Raw genomic sequence first — 18,265 nt, 5'->3', positions numbered from 1 at the left:
GCTATGGAGCATAAGCCCTTGCTGTTTAAGCAGGTGCGTTCGCAAGGGTAATGCTGCTGCAATTATGGACGCCTATCCAGATGCCATACGCCTCAAGAGAGGCAATGCGACCGCCTGAGCGGCGGTCCCGGTATGGAAAGGATTTCAACATGTGGGTGAAGAGGACCATCAAGGCGGGGATCGCGCTTGCAGGTTGCGTTCTCGTTGTCACCGCTCTCGATCCGGCGCGCGGCAGCGTCGATGCGAATGAGCGTGTCAAAGGCATCGTGAACGGGCTCGTCGAAACCGCTTCGATGAGCCCGGCAGGCACTCCCTTCGAACTGACAGCCACTGAAACGGCGAAGATCGGCACGCGCCCGATGGTGGAGCGGCTTGGCATCAGCGGCGAGCTTCAGCCGATCACCCGCGTGGTGATCCGCGCCCGTGAAGCCGGCAAGATCGTCGAGATGAATGTCCGCGACGGAGACACGGTGCAGGCGGGCAAGCTGCTCGTGCGTTTCGAAGCCGACGAGCTGCAATCGACGCTTTTGCTGCGGCAAAGCGACCGGGATGCGGCCGAGGCCGAGCTGATGCTGGCAATGCAGGCCCTGACGAGAACCGAACAGCTTGCCCTGAAAAACATCGCTTCGGCCGAACAGCTCGACAAGGCGAAAAGCGATGTCGCGGTGAAGACGGCAAGGCTCCAGAGCCTTTCGGCGCAGGCGGATATCGCCCGTCTCGCCCTTCGCAATGCCGAAATCCGCGCGCCCTTCGGCGGCACCGTCACCCGGCGGCTGGCCGAGGCGGGATCGCGTGTCGGTGCGGATGGCGAGCTTCTCACGCTGGTCGATACCAGCGTGCTGGAGGCGAAGGTTCTTGTCGCCACGCGCGATGTTCCGCGCGTCGCCCTCGGCCAGACGGCGGAACTGGAGATTGACGGCCTTGGCGGCCAGATCGTCAAGGGCACGGTCGACCGCATCAGCCCGGTTGCCGAAGACGGCACCCGCTTCGTTGCCGTCTATCTGCGGCTTGCCAATCGTGACGGCCAGCTGTGGGGCGGAATGTTCGCCAGCGGATCGATCCTGCTGCGCGAGAAAAACGATGCGCTCGTCGTTCCCACCATCGCGCTGCGCAAGGATGAGACCGGTTACCATGTGCTCAAGGTGCAGGACGGCCATCTTCGTCGCCAGACGGTCACGGTGGGAGCCCGCTGGAACGGCGGCAACCTGGTCGAGATTGCCGCCGGGTTGAAGGATGGAGAGACCATCCTGACCGCGCCGCTTCCCGAATTGCGGCCCGATATGGCCGTCACCGTCGATAAGGCAGGCTGAAATGTTCTTGACCCGCATATCCGTTACCCATCCCGTTTTCGCCACCATGATGATGGTTGCGCTTCTCGTCATGGGCGCCTTCTCCCTGCAACGGCTTGGGCTGGACCAATATCCCAATGTCGACGTTCCCGTGGTGGTGGTCATCACCTCTTATCCGGGCGCGACGCCGGAGACGGTGGAAACCGAGGTGACACGCCCGGTCGAGGACGCGCTGAACGCCATTGGCGGTCTCGATGAGGTCACCTCCACCTCCTATGAGGGGCGCTCCGTCGTCGTCGCGAAATTCAAGCTCGAGGTGCGGAGTTCGGTCGCTGCACAGGAAGTGCGCGACAAGATCGCCGCCATCGAGGCGAATTTTCCCGAAGACGCCAAAAAGCCCGTCATATCGAGGTTCGACCCCGCCGCCGAGCCGATCCTGTCGGTGGCGATCAGTTCAACGTCGCTCGATGTGCCCGCCCTCACCAGCCTTGCCGACCAGAAGGTGGTGCGGCAGTTGACGACCGTTGCCGGCGTCGGCCAGGCAACGCTGGTCGGCGCGCGCAAACGGCAGATCGATGTGACAATCGACGAAACACGCATGCGCGCCCTTGGGATCGGCATCAACGAGGTGGTGAATGCGCTGCGCACCGGCAACAGCAACAGCCCGGCCGGAAGCGTCGTCGATCCCGTCTCCGAACGCACGATCCAGGTGCAGGGGCGTATCGAGGAACCGCAGGCGCTGCTGGATATGGTCGTGGCAAGGCGCGGCGGCGCGGCCATTGCGCTTCGCGATGTCGCCACACTTTCCGAAGGGGCAGCCGATGCCGAAAACCGCGCCCTCTATAATGGCCAGACAGCGCTGGCGATCGACATCGTCAAGGTTCAGGACGCCAATACGGTTCAGGTCGCAACGGATGTGAGGAAGCGCCTCGATGCGCTCAATGCCGAGCTTGCCCCGCAGAACGTGCAATTGCGCATCGTCACGGATTCATCGATACCGATCCGCGAATCCGTCAGTCAGGTAGAGACGACACTGATCGAAGGTGCGGCACTCGCCGTCGCCATCGTCTTCCTGTTCCTCAATTCCTGGCGCAGCACGGTGATTACCGGGCTGACATTGCCTATCGCGATCATCGGCACGCTCGCGGTGATCCATTTCCTCGGCTTCACGCTCAATACGCTCAGCCTGCTGGCGCTGACGCTTTCCATCGGCATTCTGGTGGATGACGCCATCGTGGTGCGCGAAAACATCACCCGCCATCTCCACATGGGCAAATCCCACCTGCGCGCAGCACTCGACGGCACCAATGAAATCGGGCTTGCGGTAATCGCAACAACGGCGACAATCGTGGCAGTCTTCCTGCCGGTCGCCTTCATGGACGGCATTGTCGGCCGGTTTTTCTACGAATTCGGCGTCACCGTTTCGGCCGCCGTCCTGATCTCGCTTTTCGTCGCCTTCACGCTCGACCCGATGCTGTCCAGCGTCTGGTACGATCCGGACGCCCAGCCCGATGCGAAGCGCGGGCCGGTGGGCCGCCTGATCGCCCGTTTCGACTGCGGCTTCGAATGGATGGCCGGGCAATATCGCCGGGCCATCGGCTGGACCCTGCGGCACCGGCTCGTCGCCCTGCTTGTCACGTCGGGCATCTTTATCGGCAGCCTGTTCATGGTGCCGCTGGTCGGCACGGAATTCGTTCCGAATGCCGATGAGGGCCGCTTCCAGGTCAATATTACCGCGCCGGTCGGCTCCTCGCTGGACTATACGACAACGAAAGTGCGGCAGGTCGAGAAGGCGCTGAAGGAATTTCCGGAAGTCGAGACGATTTATTCCACCGTCAATACCGGCGCCGCCGCCGGAAAACATCGCGCCGCCATATTGGTGGGGCTGGTGCCGCTCGATATGCGGAGCCGAACCCCGCTCTCCCTTGCCGAACCGGTTCGCAAACGCCTGTCAGCCATACCCGGCATAGAGGTCACGATCCTGCAGAATGGTCTTGGCGGCGGCGAAAGCCCGGTGCAGCTCAGCATCCTCGGCGACGACCGGGCGGTCCTCGAAAAAATCGCCATCGGTCTGGTCGAAGACATGAAGAAAATCCCCGGCCTCGTGGATGTGACCTCCAGCGCCAAGGATGTGACCTCCATTCTTTCGGTCCGCCTGAAGCCTGCGGCGGCGAGCGATCTCGGCATTGCCCGCTCCGACCTTGCCGCAGCGCTTTCCCCCCTCATCGGCGGCGAGGATGTGTCGAAATGGACGGATGCGGGCGGCAACAGCTACGATATCGTCATTCGCCTGCCCGTCGAGCGGCGGTCCGACGCGGCAGGTCTCGGTGAATTGATGATCGCAACCGGCCGCACGGCCGCGAGCGGCGCACCGCTGATGGTGCGTCTCGATCAGGTTGCCGATATCGGCATCATGCCGGCCCCCGCCGAAATCCGCCGTATCGACAATCGCCGCGAGATACTGGTTTCGGCCAATATCGCCGGCCGCACCCTTGGCGAGGTGACGGAGACGTTGCAGGGCCTGACCGCCGGTCGTGACCTGCCGAACGGCTATCGCATCCGCTTCGGCGGTGACGCCGAAACCATGCAGGAGACCATAGGCCACATGGTCACGGCGCTTACCATGGCCGTCATCTTCATCTACATCGTGCTCGCCTCGCAATTCGGCAGTTTCATGCAACCGCTCGCCATCATGGCGTCCCTGCCGCTTTCGCTCGTCGGCGTCCTCATCGGGTTGATGGTCGCCGGCAGCACGATCAACATGTTCTCGCTGATCGGCTTCATCATGCTGATGGGCCTCGTGACCAAAAACGGCATCCTGCTGGTCGATTTCGCCAATCGCGAACGGCGGCGTGGGCTTTCGCTGAACGCGGCGCTGGAAAATGCCGGCGTCATCCGCTTCCGCCCGATCATCATGACGACGCTAGCGATGATCTTCGGCATGATCCCGCTCGGTCTCGCCGTTGGCGGAGGCGGTGCGCAACGTGCGCCGATGGCCCATGCGGTGGTTGGCGGTCTCATCAGTTCCACGCTGCTGACCCTGATCGTGGTGCCGACCATCCTGTCCTATATAGACAGCATCGTCAGGCATTTCGCCCGCCTGTTACCGAAGGCGCCGGATGAAACGGGGCATTCGAACCATCAGGCGCAACCTTCCCAAAAGCAGCCGGCCTGAAAAGGCCGGTTTTGCATCCGTGGGGCTGCCGTCACCTCAGCAGGAGAATGGCGGCCGGCCCCGCCAAAAGCACGGCAAGGACGATGATGGGATGGAGATAACGCAATAAAAAACGGAGAGCGGGACGACATGGTTTCATGCAACGGCACCTGACGACAATCATCAGGCAAGGCTGGAGATGGCCCATTGCGGCGGCATTACAGTCCTGGGCACGGGAGCCGATGCCGGACGCGTGCGGTTACGGTCTCTCGCTGCCCTGGCGCTTCTTTTTGCCCTTCGGGCGAAAATCGACAAGAAGCGACTTCAGTTCGATATCGCGAACGCGCCTTGCCGCCTCATCCGGGCGCACCCATTCCAGCAGGCGTTCACCGCGTTCCTTGAAACTGGTTTCCGCCTCCGTCACCTCTATCTGGAACACATCGACCATGCAGGGTACGACATCGCCATTGTCGAGCATCTTGAGATAGGTATAGCGGCCAACCGCATTCTTTTTCACCCGGCCGCGCACGCCCGCCTCCTCCCACGCCTCGATTGCCGCCGCCTCGTGCGGCTTCTTGCGTTTCATCGGCCAGCCGCGCGGAATGATCCAGCGTCCGCTGGTACGGGACGTGACGAGGAGGATTTCGACATCCTCGCCATTGCCGGCATAACGGAAGCAGAGCGCGGCATATTGCTGCCGGAAAGCGCCGGTGAAGAGCTTTTCCGGAACCGCAGCAAGCTGCTGGAGCAATGTCAGTGCACGAGCCGGGCGGGTTTTCCGGCTTTTCTTGGTGGGTTTCATATCCGTTGATAGTGCTGATTTTCCGGGTTGCATCAATGCCCCGCGTGCATTTATGACAGTTTTATGACAATCACCCCCCACAACTAATAAAGCGCCATTGAGGGCCAATTCGCATGATGAGTATTTTTCGCAAGCTGATGCCGCGCGAGGACCGTTTCTTCGACATGTTCAGCAAACATTCCGAAACCGTCATCAAAGCGGCCGAGGCCCTTGACCAACTTTTGAGCGGCGTCGACGTCGAGAAGAACTGCGACCTCATCGTCGCCCTCGAACACCAGGCGGACGACATCACCCGCGAGGTGCTGCTCGCCGTCAGGCGCAGCTTCATCACCCCCTTCGACCGCGGCGACATCAAGGATCTCATCCAGTCGATGGATGACGCCATCGACATGATGCACAAGACCGTCAAGACCATTCGTCTTTTCGAGCAAACGGAATTCGATCCGCTGATGAAGGAAATGGGTCATGAGATCGTGCGCGCAGCCGGCCTCATCGCGGAAGCCATTCCGCTTCTCAACAAGGTCGGCACGAATGCGCATCGCCTGTCATCCATCGCCGAAGAGGTGACCCGCGTTGAAGGCCGCTCCGACGAACTTCACGATCTGGGTCTCAAGGACCTCTTCCGCCGCCACGGCGCAAGCGGCAATGCCATGGCCTATATGATCGGCAGCGAGATCTACGGCGAACTCGAAAAGGTCGTCGACCGCTTCGAGGATGTGGCCAACGAGATCAGCGGCATCGTTATCGAGAACGTCTGATGGATGTCGCACTTGCCCTGCCGCTGCTAATCGGCCTTATCGCCATCGCGCTGTTCTTCGATTTTCTGAACGGTCTGCACGATGCCGCCAATTCCATCGCCACCATCGTCTCCACCCGCGTGCTGCGCCCGCAATATGCGGTCGCCTGGGCGGCCTTCTTCAACTTCATCGCCTTCCTGTTCTTCGGCCTGCATGTGGCCGAAACGCTCGGCACCGGCATCATCGATCCGGCCATCGTATCGCCGCAGGTGATCTTCGCGGCGCTGATCGGCGCCATCGTCTGGAACATCGTCACCTGGATTTTCGGCATTCCCTCCAGCTCGTCGCACGCGCTGATCGGCGGGCTCGTCGGTGCGGGATTTGCGAAGGTGGGTTTCAATTCCATCGTCTGGTCGGGTCTGCTGAAGACCGTGGGCGCCATCTTCATGTCGCCGGCCATCGGCTTCTTCCTCGCCCTGCTTCTGGTGCTCACCGTCTCCTGGCTGTTCGTGCGGCAGACGCCCTTTGCCGTGGACCGCACCTTCCGCGTCATGCAGTTCATCTCCGCCTCGCTTTATTCGCTGGGACACGGCGGCAACGACGCGCAGAAGACCATGGGCATCATTGCCGTGCTGCTCTTCAGCCAGGGACATCTCGGCGAGAGCTTCTACGTGCCCTTCTGGGTGGTGATTTCCTGCCAGTCGGCCATGGCGCTCGGCACGCTGTTCGGCGGCTGGCGCATCGTCCATACGATGGGATCGAAAATCACCCGACTGAATCCGATGCAGGGTTTCTGCGCCGAAACCGGCGGTGCGCTGACGCTGTTCGGTGCGACGTGGCTCGGCATTCCGGTCTCGACCACCCACACGATCACCGGCGCCATCGTCGGCGTCGGCGCGGCCCGCCGCGTCTCGGCGGTGCGCTGGGGCCTTGCCGGCAACATCGTCATCGCCTGGATCGTGACCATGCCGGCGGCTGCGCTGATCTCCGCCGCGGTTTACGGGCTGACGTCGCTGTTCGGCTGATAGGCTCAGCCCGCCCGATTGCCATTCCCTGGAACAAAAAGCCACCCCGTGGCTGTTGCTCCGGGGAGCCGATGCGGATCGCAGCCATGGCACGGCGGGTTTTCTGGAGAGGTTACCCGAAAGGAAGGCGACGACACCATTGTGCCGTCGCATCTTTTATCAAACGGAATGTTTCTTCCGTGTGGTGGCGCTGACGACCTGGGCGGGCGCGACATCCGGTTTGCCGAAGAGATAGCCCTGCGCCTGCGCACAGCCCTCGTCGACCACCATGCGGTATTGCGCATCCGTTTCGATCCCCTCCGCCGTCACCGGCAGATCGAGGCTGCGGCCGAGGCCGATCACCGCGCGCACGATGGCGCGGGCATTGTCATCATCGCTCATGGCGGCGATGAAGCTGCGGTCGATCTTGATCTTGTCGAAGGGGAAGCTCTGCAGGTTGCTGAGCGAGGAGTAACCGGTTCCGAAATCGTCCATGACAATGGCGACGCCGAGCGCCTTCAACTGGTTGAGGATGATCAGCGTCGCCTTGCGGTCCTTAAGAAGCGCGGCTTCGGTGATTTCAAGTTCCAGCCGGTTGGGCGAAAGTCCGGTCTGCATCAGCACGGTGCAGACGACATGCCCGAGATTGGCCAGCGAAAACTGCAATGGCGAAACGTTCACCGCGATCTTCAGATGCGGCGCCCAACCGGCCGCCTGACGGCAGGCCTCGCGCAGCACCCATTCGCCAAGCGAGATGATGATACCGCTCTCTTCGGCAATAGGAATGAAGACATCCGGCGGCACCACGCCCCGTGTCGGGTGCTGCCAGCGCACCAGCGCCTCGTAACCCACGACCTGCCCGCATTCGACCGAAAGGACCGGCTGATAGTTCAACAGCAGCTCGTTGCGATTGATGGCAAGCCGCAGATCCGTCTCGAGCTGGCGGCGCTCGCGCGCCTCCTGATCCATCACCGGGTCGTAGAAGGCCAATATGCCGCGCCCGCCCATCTTGGCGCGGTAGAGCGCCAGATCGGCGGCGTGCATGATGCTTTCATGGTCCTTCCCGTCCCGCGGGAAGACGGCGATGCCGATGCTGACGCCAACGGAGGTCGGATCGTTGGCAACATTCATCTTCAGTGCGAACATGCCAAGGATCGTCTCGGCCAGGAGGCGCGCCTCTTCCGCCCTGGTGTGCCGGGCAGTCAGGATGACGAATTCATCGCCGCCGAGACGGGCGACCACATCCCCTGCCCTTGCGCATTCATCGAGAATGGCGGCGACCTTTTTCAGGACGCGATCCCCCTCGGCATGGCCGAATATGTCGTTGACCGCCTTGAACCGGTCGAGATCGAGCGCCAGCAGCGCGAATTCATCCTCCTCGTCGCAATGCTCGATCTGCTGGTGAAGACGGGTCTGGAACATGGTGCGGTTGGAAAGTCCCGTCAGGACGTCGTGGCGGGCGAGATATTCGATTTCCCGCTGCGCTTCGCGCTTTTCCGTCAGGTCGCGAATGGCCATCACCTCGCAGGGGCGGCCACGATATTCGATCGTGCGTACGCCGAGTTCGAATATCTGCGCCTGCCCGGCGCGCTCGCGAACCGCCTCCACCGGCGCATGGCGCGGCAGATAGGCGGGCTGCCCGTCGATGGCCTTGAAGAGATCGTCGGGGTTTTGTCCGACCAGCGACGTTTCCTCCCGACCCAGAAGGCCGGCAAAACGGGTGTTAAGCTCCACGATCCGCCCATCGCGGACGACGGCGAGACCATCGAGCGTCGCATCCACCAGACCCTTGAGATCGACAAGATAACGATCCACAAGAGCAGCGGCGGCAGTGGTGGACAGGATCAGGAACGTGACGCCGGAAATGGCGCAGATCATGATCAGCCGGGCGACATTATCGGGATCAGGCCCGGATACGGACGGATCAGGCGAAAGCACCGTGGCCGACATGGCCGTGAAATGCAGCGCGCAGATCGCGAAGATCGCCGATCCGGCCGGCGCGGCGATGCGCTGCCAGGAGCCGAGGCGGCGAAAAAGGAAAAAGGCGAGGAGAAAAGACGCCCAGGCAACCGCAAAACCGCCCAGCACCGGCCCCCAGCGATAGCTGATCGTGGCGGCGACATCCATTCCCGCCATGCCGAGGAAATGCATGACGGCAACCGAGAGCGTGACCAGCGTGCCGACGACCACCGGGCTGTAAGCGGCCTGCGAGCGGCTGGTGAGCGCCAGCCAGAAACCGAAAACCGCAAGAACCGCCGAAAGAGCCGTGAAGGCGAAATCATAACCGATCGGGACCGCGCCCTTATAGGCGAGCATGGCGACGAAATGTGTGGCCCAAACGCTCAGTCCCGCAGCAAAGGCCGCGACCAGCACCCAATAGGGCTTGCGGCCAGCCGGACTTTCCTCCGCGCGCAATAAAAGATGAAAAAAAGCAAACATGCCAAGCAGGCAGATAACAGCCGCAAGAAGCACGACCGCCCGGTCGTGTTGTACGACAACGCATTCCAGAACCGTGAACATGACGCACTCTCCCAGCCTCTGAAGAACCGCTCACGGTGGCACTATGGGAGTGGTTTATTTATAAATCTCTAATGCAACTATTGATAAATGGAACGATCTGTCCTGCAACGTACAGAAAGGAACGGGCCGCACGCGGCAGCCCGTAAGGTTTTTCGCGCGCGGCCCGACCGGGACTATAGGAAAAGCCGTTTATTTCCAGCTTCGATAATCGGTTGCGGTGCATCCGAAAGGCGCCGGACCATCGGAGAAACGCTCCTGCAGACGGGCGCATCCCCACTCGTTAATTGCTGCGGGCATCATGTTGTTGAGGTCCATGCCGGGCGAGTTGAACTGCGACGGGGCGCTGGTAACGTACCACAGCCAGTAACCGATAACCGCGACGACGATGACGGCCACGATGGCAACGAAAATTCCCAGTCTGCGCAGGAGGCCCGGCCCTTTCGCACTCGTCGCGCCCGGAGCCGAGGCGCCCTCCGGCGTCTGGTTCGCGAGCATCGGGGCAAGCGATGCGAGGGCCTCCGCCCTTTCCTGCTCCGATAGCTCGATCCGCTCCAGCTGGTCGTCGAGCAGAACCGGCAGCGCGGTCTTGCCGTGCCAGACCGCCAGCGCAACATCGTGTTTTCCGTTATGGCCAACGACGACCGGGATTCGCCCCCTCTCCAGATGGGTGAAGGACTGCCGCTTGGTCTTGTCTTCTCTGACCGTATCGGCATAGGTGACGAAGAGACGGCTGCGTTTTTCGGCAACCGCCGTCAGCGCCACCGGAATGACGGTCAACGGTGCGGGCTTTCGCAGCTGCAGGCGAACCCGCAGGACCCGGATAAGCGTGAACAGCATCGCCAAACTGCCGAAACCGAGCAGAGCAACGAACACGCCGAGCGTGATGATGCGGTTCCAGAGCATGTCGAGGCCGAGGGAAATCGTTGCAAGTTCCGGGTTCTTCGCGGAGATGACCAGCCCGGTTTCATAATCGCCGGAATGGAAATCGACGAACATGACCTCGACATCCTTCTTGTAACTCACGCCCGCATGGTCATAGGAAAGATCCGCCTCACAGGTCGTGAAGATCGCCTTGCGCGTCTTGCAGCTACCGCTGATATCGCCGTTTTCGATCTCCAGCGGATCTTTGCTGATCTGATAGTCGCGCAATATGCCCGGGCCTTCGGCGACGAGCATGACGGCCGTGATTACCAGAAGCACCGGAATGGAAAAATAATAGGCTGCCGGCACTGAAATGACGCCACGTTTAAGGCTCAGCGGCCGCGACGGAAGTTTTATCTGTGCAAGGTTCATGGTCGTCAACGCATTCTTCGGGAGGTGGGTGAGCGGAGTTCACGACTCTCGCCCGACGGAAGGAATAGTCATCGGACGATCTAACCCGATGAAGTCCTTGAGAAAACCCCCGAAATTTCGGGATAATGACGATAATTCACCGCCTCGGCCGGGCTTCCCGCTTGGCCGCGAATAAAAACGGGCGGTAAAACCGCCCGTCGCAGGTTTTCAGAGGCTGTGGTTTGCCCTTAGTCCTTCGTGACCTTTTCCAGCCGGGTCGTCTGGCTGGGATGGCCCACATAATCCTTCACGCGCGCATTCAGCACGATCGGCTCGAATCTCTCGAACATCGGCAGCACCGCCGGCTTCTGGGCAACGAACATTTCCTGCATCTGGGTGTAGATTTCTCCGCGCTTCCTGGCGTCCGGCTCCAGCGAAGCCTTTGCCGTGAGCGCGGTCAGTTCCGGAATGTCCCAGGCCGAGCGCCAGACGAAATTGCCGGCGTTGTTGGCGGCCAGCGAATTGTCGGGGTTGCTGGAAAACTGCTCCATCGAGCCCAGCACGTTGGGCATATAGGCGCCGGTCTGCGGAATGAGCAGATCGAAATCCCGCGCACGGTGGGCGGCGATCACGTCCGAACCGTTACCCTGCTGGATATTGACCTTGATGCCGATCTGGCTGAGCGAGGCCTGGATCGCGGTGGCGAGATCGATGCGCGGCGTCTGCGCGATCGTCTTCAGATTAAGCGTGAAGCCGTTCTCATAACCGGCCTCCTTGAGGAGCGCCTTCGCCTTCTCCACATCGAGCTTCCAGTCCGGGCTCGGAATGGCGTATTCGAAGTTTTCCGGCACCGGCACCGTGCGCGCCCGGCCATAAGGACCCATGATGGTCTTTTCCATGCCCTTGTAGTCGATGCCATAGGCAATCGCTTCGCGGACCTTGGGGTTGGACAAGGGCTCCTTGCCGGCATTCATGGACAGGACGTAGAAGCCGCCCGTCGGCACGCGCTGGATCTGGAAACCCTCCTTGTTGTTGAAGATTGCAAGGTCGGCAGCCGTCAGCGCACTGGCGATGTCGATATCGCCGCGCTCCAGCATCAGGCGCTCCACCTGGCTTTCCGGCACATGCCGCACGATGACGCGGCGCATTTTCGGGCTGCCGGCCACATAATTCTTGTTGGCCTCGAGAATGATGATCTCGTTGGGCGACCAGCGATTGAGCGTAAAGGGACCGGAACCGGCGGAATTGGTTCTCAGCCAGCCGTTGCCCCAGTCGCCACTGCTTTCATGCGTCTTGAGCTCCTTGCTGTCGACGACGCTGGCGATGACCATGGCCAGACGGTAAAGAAGCAGCTCGGACGTCGTTTCGCCGGAAAGATCGATGCGTACCGTTTTTTCATCCGGCGCGCTCACCAGCTTGTCGACATTATCGGCATTATAACCAACGCGCTTGAGGTTGGCTGCGGCCGCCTGGTTCATCTTCAACAGCCGGCTGAGCGAATAGACGACGTCTGCCGAGGTTACCGGATTGCCCGAGGCGAAATTGGCCTCGCGAAGATGGAAGGTGATGCCCTTGTCATCTATCTCCCAGCGCTCGGCAAGCTGCGGTGAAACCTTGCCCGAACCATCGACCGAAATCAGACGGTCATAGAGGTTGGACATGATTTCGTTGGCTTTTCCTTCGGTGGCCTGATGCGGATCAAGCGACAGCACCTGAGCCAGCGAGGTTCCGATGACAAGCTGGTCATTCGGTGTTTTGGCCAAGGCTGGCGCTGCCTGCACCAGCATGGCGCCCAGGGCCGTGGTGAATGCGAGACGGATCAATGATTTTCTCATACCTGCTCCTCCTACAGATCGGTAATTCATGTTTGTGAAAAAGCCCGCGACGCAGCGGGGCGTCGCGGGCCAGAACGGTCAAAGATGTTTGTTATCAAGCGCTTCTATCAAGGCGGCGATGTAGCCGTAGCAGAAGGCGAAAGCGACACCGACGGCATCGCGCCCGGCAATCGTCGGCACATGGTCTGGCATGATCATGTGGCGATAGCCGAGTTCGTGATAGAGTTTCAGCGAACGCACCATGTCCATGTCGCCCTCATCGGGGAATGTCTCCATGAAGGAGAGTTTGCCGCCGCTGATATTGCGGAAGTGGACGTTGAAGATCTTGTCGCGGCTGCCGAACCACCTGATAATGTCGTCGATCTCCTCGCGCGGATTGTCGAGCATCTCGCCGATCGACCCCTGGCAGAAATTCAGGCCATGATAGGGGCTCTCGCGCATCTGTACGAATTTCTTCAGCCCCTCGACCGTGCCGAGAACCCGGGTGACACCCCTGTAACCCGGCGGGGTATAGGGGTCATGCGGATGGCATGCAAGGCGCACGCGGTTGCTTTCGGCCACCGGCACCACACGCTCGAGGAAGTAATCGATGCGTTCCCAGTTCTCGTCTTCGGAAAGAACGCCCGCGAGACCCGGTGCCGCATCATGGTCCGCCTTGTCCCAGCGCCAGGCTTCATTGAGCGAGCCGCCGCGGCCGCGCTCCATTTCTGTGCGCGGAATGCCGATGAGGTTGAGATTGTATTTCGCGGCAGGGATTCCGGCCCTGGCGATATTCTCTATCATCGTGCAGACGGCATCGATCTGCCGGTCGCGATCCGGACCGGCAAGCAGGATATCGGGATACGACGCCTGTTCGATGGGCCGCGACGGCAGCGGCAATTGCACCATGTCGAGAACGAGGCCAAAGCTTTCGACCTTGTCACGGTGGCGCTCAAAGTCCTCGAAAGTCCAGCTCGCGGGCTTTCCGGGCGGATCCGCGTTGATATTTTTGACGCCGAGCTGCGCCCAAACCTTAAAATCCTCGTCATCGCGCGCAGCAACCTGGGTGCCGACATACATCGATTCTCTCCTCTCTCCATGCAAGTCATCATATGACATCGCATGAAATAAGATGAGTGTCGAGATGCTATTGCGCTTCTGATAGCAACCTGTATCGGCGCTGGCTCGCAAGCATATGTTCGCGCATGGCTTTTCGTGCCGCTTCCGGATCCTGTTCGACGATGGCGCGCAGGATTGCTTCGTGCTCGGCCTGCACTTTGCGAAGATAATTCGCGTCACCGGTTTCCGGCAGCGTCGGGAACTGCCCGCGCGGTATGGAGCGCGAGCCGAACTGACGCAGAGCCTCCAGATAGAAGCGGTTGTTCGTGGCAATCGCGATGGCCGTGTGAAACTCGTAATCGGCATCGACGGTGGTTTCACGCGCATCGATGGCACGGGCCATTTTCCGGTGCGCCGCAGAGATTGCGGCCTCCTGCTGGGCTGTACGGCGATAGGCGGCGATTGCCGCCGCCTCACCCTCCGTCGCAAGCCGGAACTCCAGCATTTCCAGCGTTTCCGCAATGGTTCCGACTTCGGTTTGCGTCAGTTTCACGCCGGCCCATTCACTGGTATTGCTGACGAAAACCCCCTTGCCCTGGATGGGAACGACATAGCCGGCGGAACGTAAATCCGCGATCGCCTCGCGAACCACGGTGCGGCTCACGCCGTAGCTGCGTTCAAGCTCCGGTTCGGTGGGAAGTTGATCACCGTTTTTCAGTTTTCCACTGCGAATTTCTGCGCTGAGATTATCGATGATCTGTTGTGCCCGCCTCTCCCGCGGCCTCGCTTTGTCGCCCATCATGCCACTCTTCCCTCTTGCAGAATATGAATCCCTTCGCTACTCATATGATGACATGGCCGCACATCATATGTTTTCATGTTAGCTCAGGGAGGAGTTGGGATGAAGTACCATCAAGAGTTTTTGCAAAGGAGAATTGCGCGTCTGCGGCGAGCGGTGCGCAATACCTCGGCCGCTGACGGCGTTCTCACAGGGAAGTGCGGCCAGCAATGACGGAAATCTCACTGCGCGGGCTTGGACATCGTTTTCTGCAACTGATCGTCAGCCTCTTCATCCTGCTCTGCATCACCTTCATCATCGGCCGGGTCATGCCGAGTGATCCGGTCGGGGCAATCGTCGGCGAACTTGCCGATCCCAAGGCCTATGAGGCCATGCGAGCGCGGCTGGGGCTCGACCTGCCGCTATACCAGCAATTCTTCATCTATCTGCGCGGCCTGCTGCATGGCGATTTCGGCATTGCGATCCTGACCGGCAACCCCGTTACCCGCGATCTGGCGCAGGCTTTCCCCGCCACTTTCGAACTCGCCACGCTGGCGATCATCATCTCAACGGTCGTCGGCGTCCCACTCGGTCTAGCCGCCGCCCTCTTCCGCGACACCTTCATCGACAAGTTCGCGCGCGTGTTTGCGCTGGTGGGACATTCGATACCGGTCTTCTGGTTCGGCATCGTCGGGCTGGTGATTTTCTACGCGAACCTCAACCTTGTCGCCGGCCCGGGTCGGGTCGACGTCTTCTACGAAGGCCTCGTGGAGCCGAAGACGGGATTGATGCTCGTCGACACCCTCCTTGCGGGCGAGACGGAAATCTTCTGGAACGCGCTTGGACACATCATTCTGCCGGCTATCATCCTCGCCTATATGGCCATGGCCTACATCACCCGCATGACGAGGGCCTTCACCCTCGAACAGCTCAGCCAGGATTATGTCATCGCGGCACGGGCCAAGGGTGTCAGCCCCGCACGCACCATAACCCGCCATGTGCTGCCCAACATCGCCGTGCAGCTCATCACCGTTCTGGCGATCTCCTATGGCAACTTGCTGGAAGGCGCCGTGGTCACGGAGATCGTCTTCTCCTGGCCTGGCATCGGCCAATACATGACGAATGCGCTGCTCATCGGCGACATGAATGCGATTCTGGCCGCCACGATCGTCATCGGCTTCATTTTCATGTTGCTCAACTTCCTCGCCGATCTGGCCTACACCACGCTCGATCCCCGTACACGGGAGGCCGCACGATGACCGATATCGCGCACAACAATACCGTTGATCGTCCCAGCGCCCTGTCGCGCATCTCGACCACCATTGCGCGGACACTTCGAAAGCTCGCGGACGAACCGCTTGGAATGTTCGGCTTCGCCATTCTGGCCATTCTGGTTCTGGTCGCCATTTTCGCTCCGCTCATCGCGCCTTACGATCCTGCCCGTCAGGCTCTGGAAAACGCGCTCCAGCCTCCCAGCTGGACACATCTGGCCGGAACCGACGAATTCGGCCGCGACATTTTCAGCCGGCTTGTTTACGGCACCCGTATCACCATCCAGACGGTACTGTCGGTCTCGGTCATCGTCGGCCCTATCGGCCTTGCCATTGGCGTGATGGCCGGTTTCTTCGGCGGGCGAACCGACGCGATCCTGATGCGCGCGACCGATATCGTCCTGTCCTTCCCCTCGCTCGTGCTGGCGCTTGCCTTTGCGGCCGCCATGGGCGCCGGCCTCGGCACGGCGATCATTGCGATCTCGTTGACCGCATGGCCGCCGATTGCGCGTCTTGCCCGCGCGGAAGCGCTTGTCGTGCGCAATACCGACTACGTCGCCGCCGCCCGTCTCTATGGCGCCTCGCCGCTGCGCATCCTGTTTCTGTACATTGCGCCGATGTGCATTCCCTCGGTCATCGTTCGCCTGACGCTGAACATGGCGGGCATCATTCTGACCGCCGCTTCACTCGGCTTCCTCGGTCTGGGAGCCCAGCCGCCGCTGCCGGAATGGGGCGCGATGATCTCCAGCGGCCGTAAGTTCATGCTCGATTACTGGTGGGTCGCCGTCATGCCCGGCATTGCCATCCTGCTGACGAGCCTTGCCTTCAACATCGCCGGCGATACGCTGCGCGACCTCCTGGATCCGCGTCATGCCCGTTCCTGATAGCTCCCCCATCCTCTCGGTCCGCGACCTCAATGTCCGTTTCGGCCGCAACACCATTCCCGCCGTGTCCAACGTCAATTTCGATGTCGGGCGCGAAAGGGTCGGCATCGTCGGTGAATCCGGCTCGGGAAAATCCACCACCGGCCGGGCCGCCATGCGGCTCCTGCCGAAAAGCGCCACGGTGACGGCGAAGCGGATGGATTTCCTCTCCGAGCCCCTGCTTGAAAAAACCGAGCGCCAGATGGGCGCGATCCGCGGCAGCGAGATGGCGCTCATCATGCAGGACCCGCGTTATTCGCTCAATCCGGTCCTGCCGATTGGAAAGCAGGTGGCGGAAGCGGCCGAGCTGCATCTGGCGCTGACCGGCAAGGCGGCGAGAGGCGCCGCGCGCGACATGCTGCTGCGCGTGCGTATCAACGATCCCGACCGCGTGATGGCGCTTTATCCGCACCAGATATCGGGCGGCATGGGGCAGCGCGTGATGATCGCCATGATGCTGCTCGCCAAGCCGAAGCTGGTCATCGCCGACGAACCGACCTCGGCCCTTGATGTCAGCGTTCGCAAGGATGTGCTTTTGCTTCTGGACGAGATGGTCCGCGAGAATAATTCCGGCCTGATCCTCATCAGCCATGACATCCGCATGGTTGCGGCCTTCTGTGAGCGCGTGCTGGTCATGTATGGCGGGCGCGTCGTGGAAACGCTGACGAAGCTGGAGGATGCGCAACATCCCTATACGCGGGGCCTGATCGCGGCGATGCCCGATCCCCGCAATCCGGTGCGGCGTCTCAAGGTGCTGGACCGTCAGGCCATCGATGCGGAGGTGATGCGATGATCACGGTAGACAAGCTCGACGTCGTCTACGGCGCAAAGGAAAACCGCAATCACGTCGTGCGCGGCGTCAGCCTCACGGTCAACAAAGGTGAAACGCTCGGCATCGTCGGTGAGAGCGGCTGCGGCAAGTCGACATTGCTGCGGTCGCTGGCGGGGCTGGAGGCCGGCTGGACCGGCTCCATCAGCTTTAACGGCAAACCGGTCGGCAAGACCCGCAGTCGCGACGAACTGAAACTGGCGCAGATGGTGTTTCAGGACCCCTACGGTTCGCTACACCCGCGCCACCGCATCGGCCGGGCGCTCGCCGAACCGATCCGCGCCATGGGACTTGGCGATGGCTGGTCGAAAGTGCCTGCCGCCCTGCAACAGGTGGGCTTGCCCCCACATTTCGCCGAGCGCTTCCCGCATGAACTTTCCGGCGGCCAGCGGCAGCGCGTGGCAATCGCCCGCGCGCTGATCCTCGAACCGCCGATCCTGCTGCTCGACGAGCCGACATCCGCGCTCGACGTCTCCATCCAGGCCGAAATCCTGAACCTGCTTGCCGACCAGCGCGAAGAACGCGACCTCACCTTCGTTCTCGTCAGCCATGACCTCGCGGTCATCGCCCATATGTGCGACCGTGTGCTGGTCATGCAGAACGGCGATTTTGTCGATGAGCTGACCAAGGCCGATCTTGAAGCGGGCGTTACCCATTCGGCCTATTCAGGCGAGCTGTTCGAAAGCAGTTTCCTGTAACGACCCTCCCAAAACGGTCACACCGGGCGACCCATCCACGGCCGCCCGCCTTCTCCCGTGGCGCGATTTCGGCGATTTCGCCTGCCCGGCAGCCAACAATCGCCGGTAGGGGCAG

General features: G+C 61.2%; 14 protein-coding genes. 8 read left to right on the top strand and 6 right to left on the bottom strand.

Features of this window, described 5'->3' with window-relative positions:
* Positions 1-149 precede the first annotated feature (149 nt).
* Positions 150-1,310: an efflux RND transporter periplasmic adaptor subunit gene (locus tag I3J13_RS15005; protein WP_196379304.1), complete on the top strand. Its 1,161-nt coding sequence runs from the start codon at positions 150-152 to the stop codon at positions 1,308-1,310.
* A 1-nt stretch (position 1,311) separates the two neighbouring features.
* Positions 1,312-4,464, top strand: a complete 3,153-nt coding sequence (locus I3J13_RS15000; RefSeq protein WP_196379303.1) for an efflux RND transporter permease subunit — start codon at positions 1,312-1,314, stop codon at positions 4,462-4,464.
* Positions 4,465-4,702: 238 nt separating this feature from the next.
* Here the strand turns inward: I3J13_RS15000 and I3J13_RS14995 are convergent, their stop codons facing one another.
* A complete protein-coding gene (locus tag I3J13_RS14995; protein WP_059758602.1) occupies positions 4,703-5,245 on the bottom strand; it encodes an NUDIX hydrolase in 543 nt (180 codons plus the stop codon).
* A gap of 113 nt (positions 5,246-5,358) precedes the next feature.
* Here I3J13_RS14995 and I3J13_RS14990 point away from each other — a divergent pair, with 113 nt between their 5' ends.
* On the top strand, positions 5,359-6,003 hold the full coding sequence (locus I3J13_RS14990; protein WP_044458958.1) for a DUF47 domain-containing protein: 645 nt from the start codon (positions 5,359-5,361) through the stop codon (positions 6,001-6,003).
* Positions 6,003-7,007 carry an inorganic phosphate transporter gene (locus tag I3J13_RS14985; protein ID WP_003521775.1) on the top strand — a complete coding sequence of 335 codons (1,005 nt, stop codon included), beginning with the start codon at positions 6,003-6,005 and terminating at the stop codon, positions 7,005-7,007. Before I3J13_RS14990 ends, I3J13_RS14985 begins: the two co-directional genes overlap by 1 nt.
* Before the next feature lie 159 nt (positions 7,008-7,166).
* Here I3J13_RS14985 and I3J13_RS14980 read toward each other — a convergent pair whose 3' ends face one another.
* The 5 genes from I3J13_RS14980 to I3J13_RS14960 all read right to left on the bottom strand — a co-directional run bounded on the left by I3J13_RS14980 (position 7,167) and on the right by I3J13_RS14960 (position 14,453).
* The gene (locus I3J13_RS14980; RefSeq protein ID WP_196379302.1) at positions 7,167-9,506 is read right to left on the bottom strand and encodes a bifunctional diguanylate cyclase/phosphodiesterase; all 2,340 of its coding nucleotides are present in this window, start codon (positions 9,504-9,506) and stop codon (positions 7,167-7,169) included.
* A gap of 189 nt (positions 9,507-9,695) precedes the next feature.
* Positions 9,696-10,799 carry a hypothetical protein gene (locus I3J13_RS14975; protein WP_196379366.1) on the bottom strand — a complete coding sequence of 368 codons (1,104 nt, stop codon included), beginning with the start codon at positions 10,797-10,799 and terminating at the stop codon, positions 9,696-9,698.
* A gap of 227 nt (positions 10,800-11,026) precedes the next feature.
* A complete protein-coding gene (locus I3J13_RS14970; RefSeq protein WP_196379301.1) occupies positions 11,027-12,613 on the bottom strand; it encodes an ABC transporter substrate-binding protein in 1,587 nt (528 codons plus the stop codon).
* Between the two features lie 78 nt (positions 12,614-12,691).
* Positions 12,692-13,672 (bottom strand): mannonate dehydratase, encoded by a 981-nt coding sequence (locus tag I3J13_RS14965; RefSeq protein WP_196379300.1) that lies wholly within the window; start codon positions 13,670-13,672, stop codon positions 12,692-12,694.
* A 67-nt stretch (positions 13,673-13,739) separates the two neighbouring features.
* Entirely contained in the window at positions 13,740-14,453 is a 714-nt protein-coding gene (locus I3J13_RS14960) for a FadR/GntR family transcriptional regulator (protein ID WP_080853486.1), read from the bottom strand.
* 206 nt (positions 14,454-14,659) lie between these two features.
* On the opposite strand from I3J13_RS14960, the gene I3J13_RS14955 reads away from it, so the two are divergent.
* From I3J13_RS14955 to I3J13_RS14940, 4 genes are read left to right on the top strand one after another with little or no spacing between them, the layout of a single operon-like run.
* Positions 14,660-15,688 carry an ABC transporter permease gene (locus tag I3J13_RS14955; protein ID WP_003521789.1) on the top strand — a complete coding sequence of 343 codons (1,029 nt, stop codon included), beginning with the start codon at positions 14,660-14,662 and terminating at the stop codon, positions 15,686-15,688.
* Positions 15,685-16,584 (top strand): ABC transporter permease, encoded by a 900-nt coding sequence (locus tag I3J13_RS14950; RefSeq protein WP_137454044.1) that lies wholly within the window; start codon positions 15,685-15,687, stop codon positions 16,582-16,584. Before I3J13_RS14955 ends, I3J13_RS14950 begins: the two co-directional genes overlap by 4 nt.
* Positions 16,571-17,416: an ABC transporter ATP-binding protein gene (locus I3J13_RS14945; RefSeq protein ID WP_196379299.1), complete on the top strand. Its 846-nt coding sequence runs from the start codon at positions 16,571-16,573 to the stop codon at positions 17,414-17,416. The genes I3J13_RS14950 and I3J13_RS14945 overlap by 14 nt, the downstream gene beginning before the upstream one ends.
* The gene (locus I3J13_RS14940; RefSeq protein WP_196379298.1) at positions 17,413-18,150 is read left to right on the top strand and encodes an ABC transporter ATP-binding protein; all 738 of its coding nucleotides are present in this window, start codon (positions 17,413-17,415) and stop codon (positions 18,148-18,150) included. The genes I3J13_RS14945 and I3J13_RS14940 overlap by 4 nt, the downstream gene beginning before the upstream one ends.
* Positions 18,151-18,265 lie beyond the last annotated feature (115 nt).

It is taken from the genome of Agrobacterium leguminum (assembly GCF_015704895.1).
Lineage (GTDB): Bacteria > Pseudomonadota > Alphaproteobacteria > Rhizobiales > Rhizobiaceae > Agrobacterium > Agrobacterium leguminum.
The sequence above is the reverse complement of the archived record's forward strand: the minus strand, read 5'-3'. Positions and strand labels throughout refer to the sequence as shown.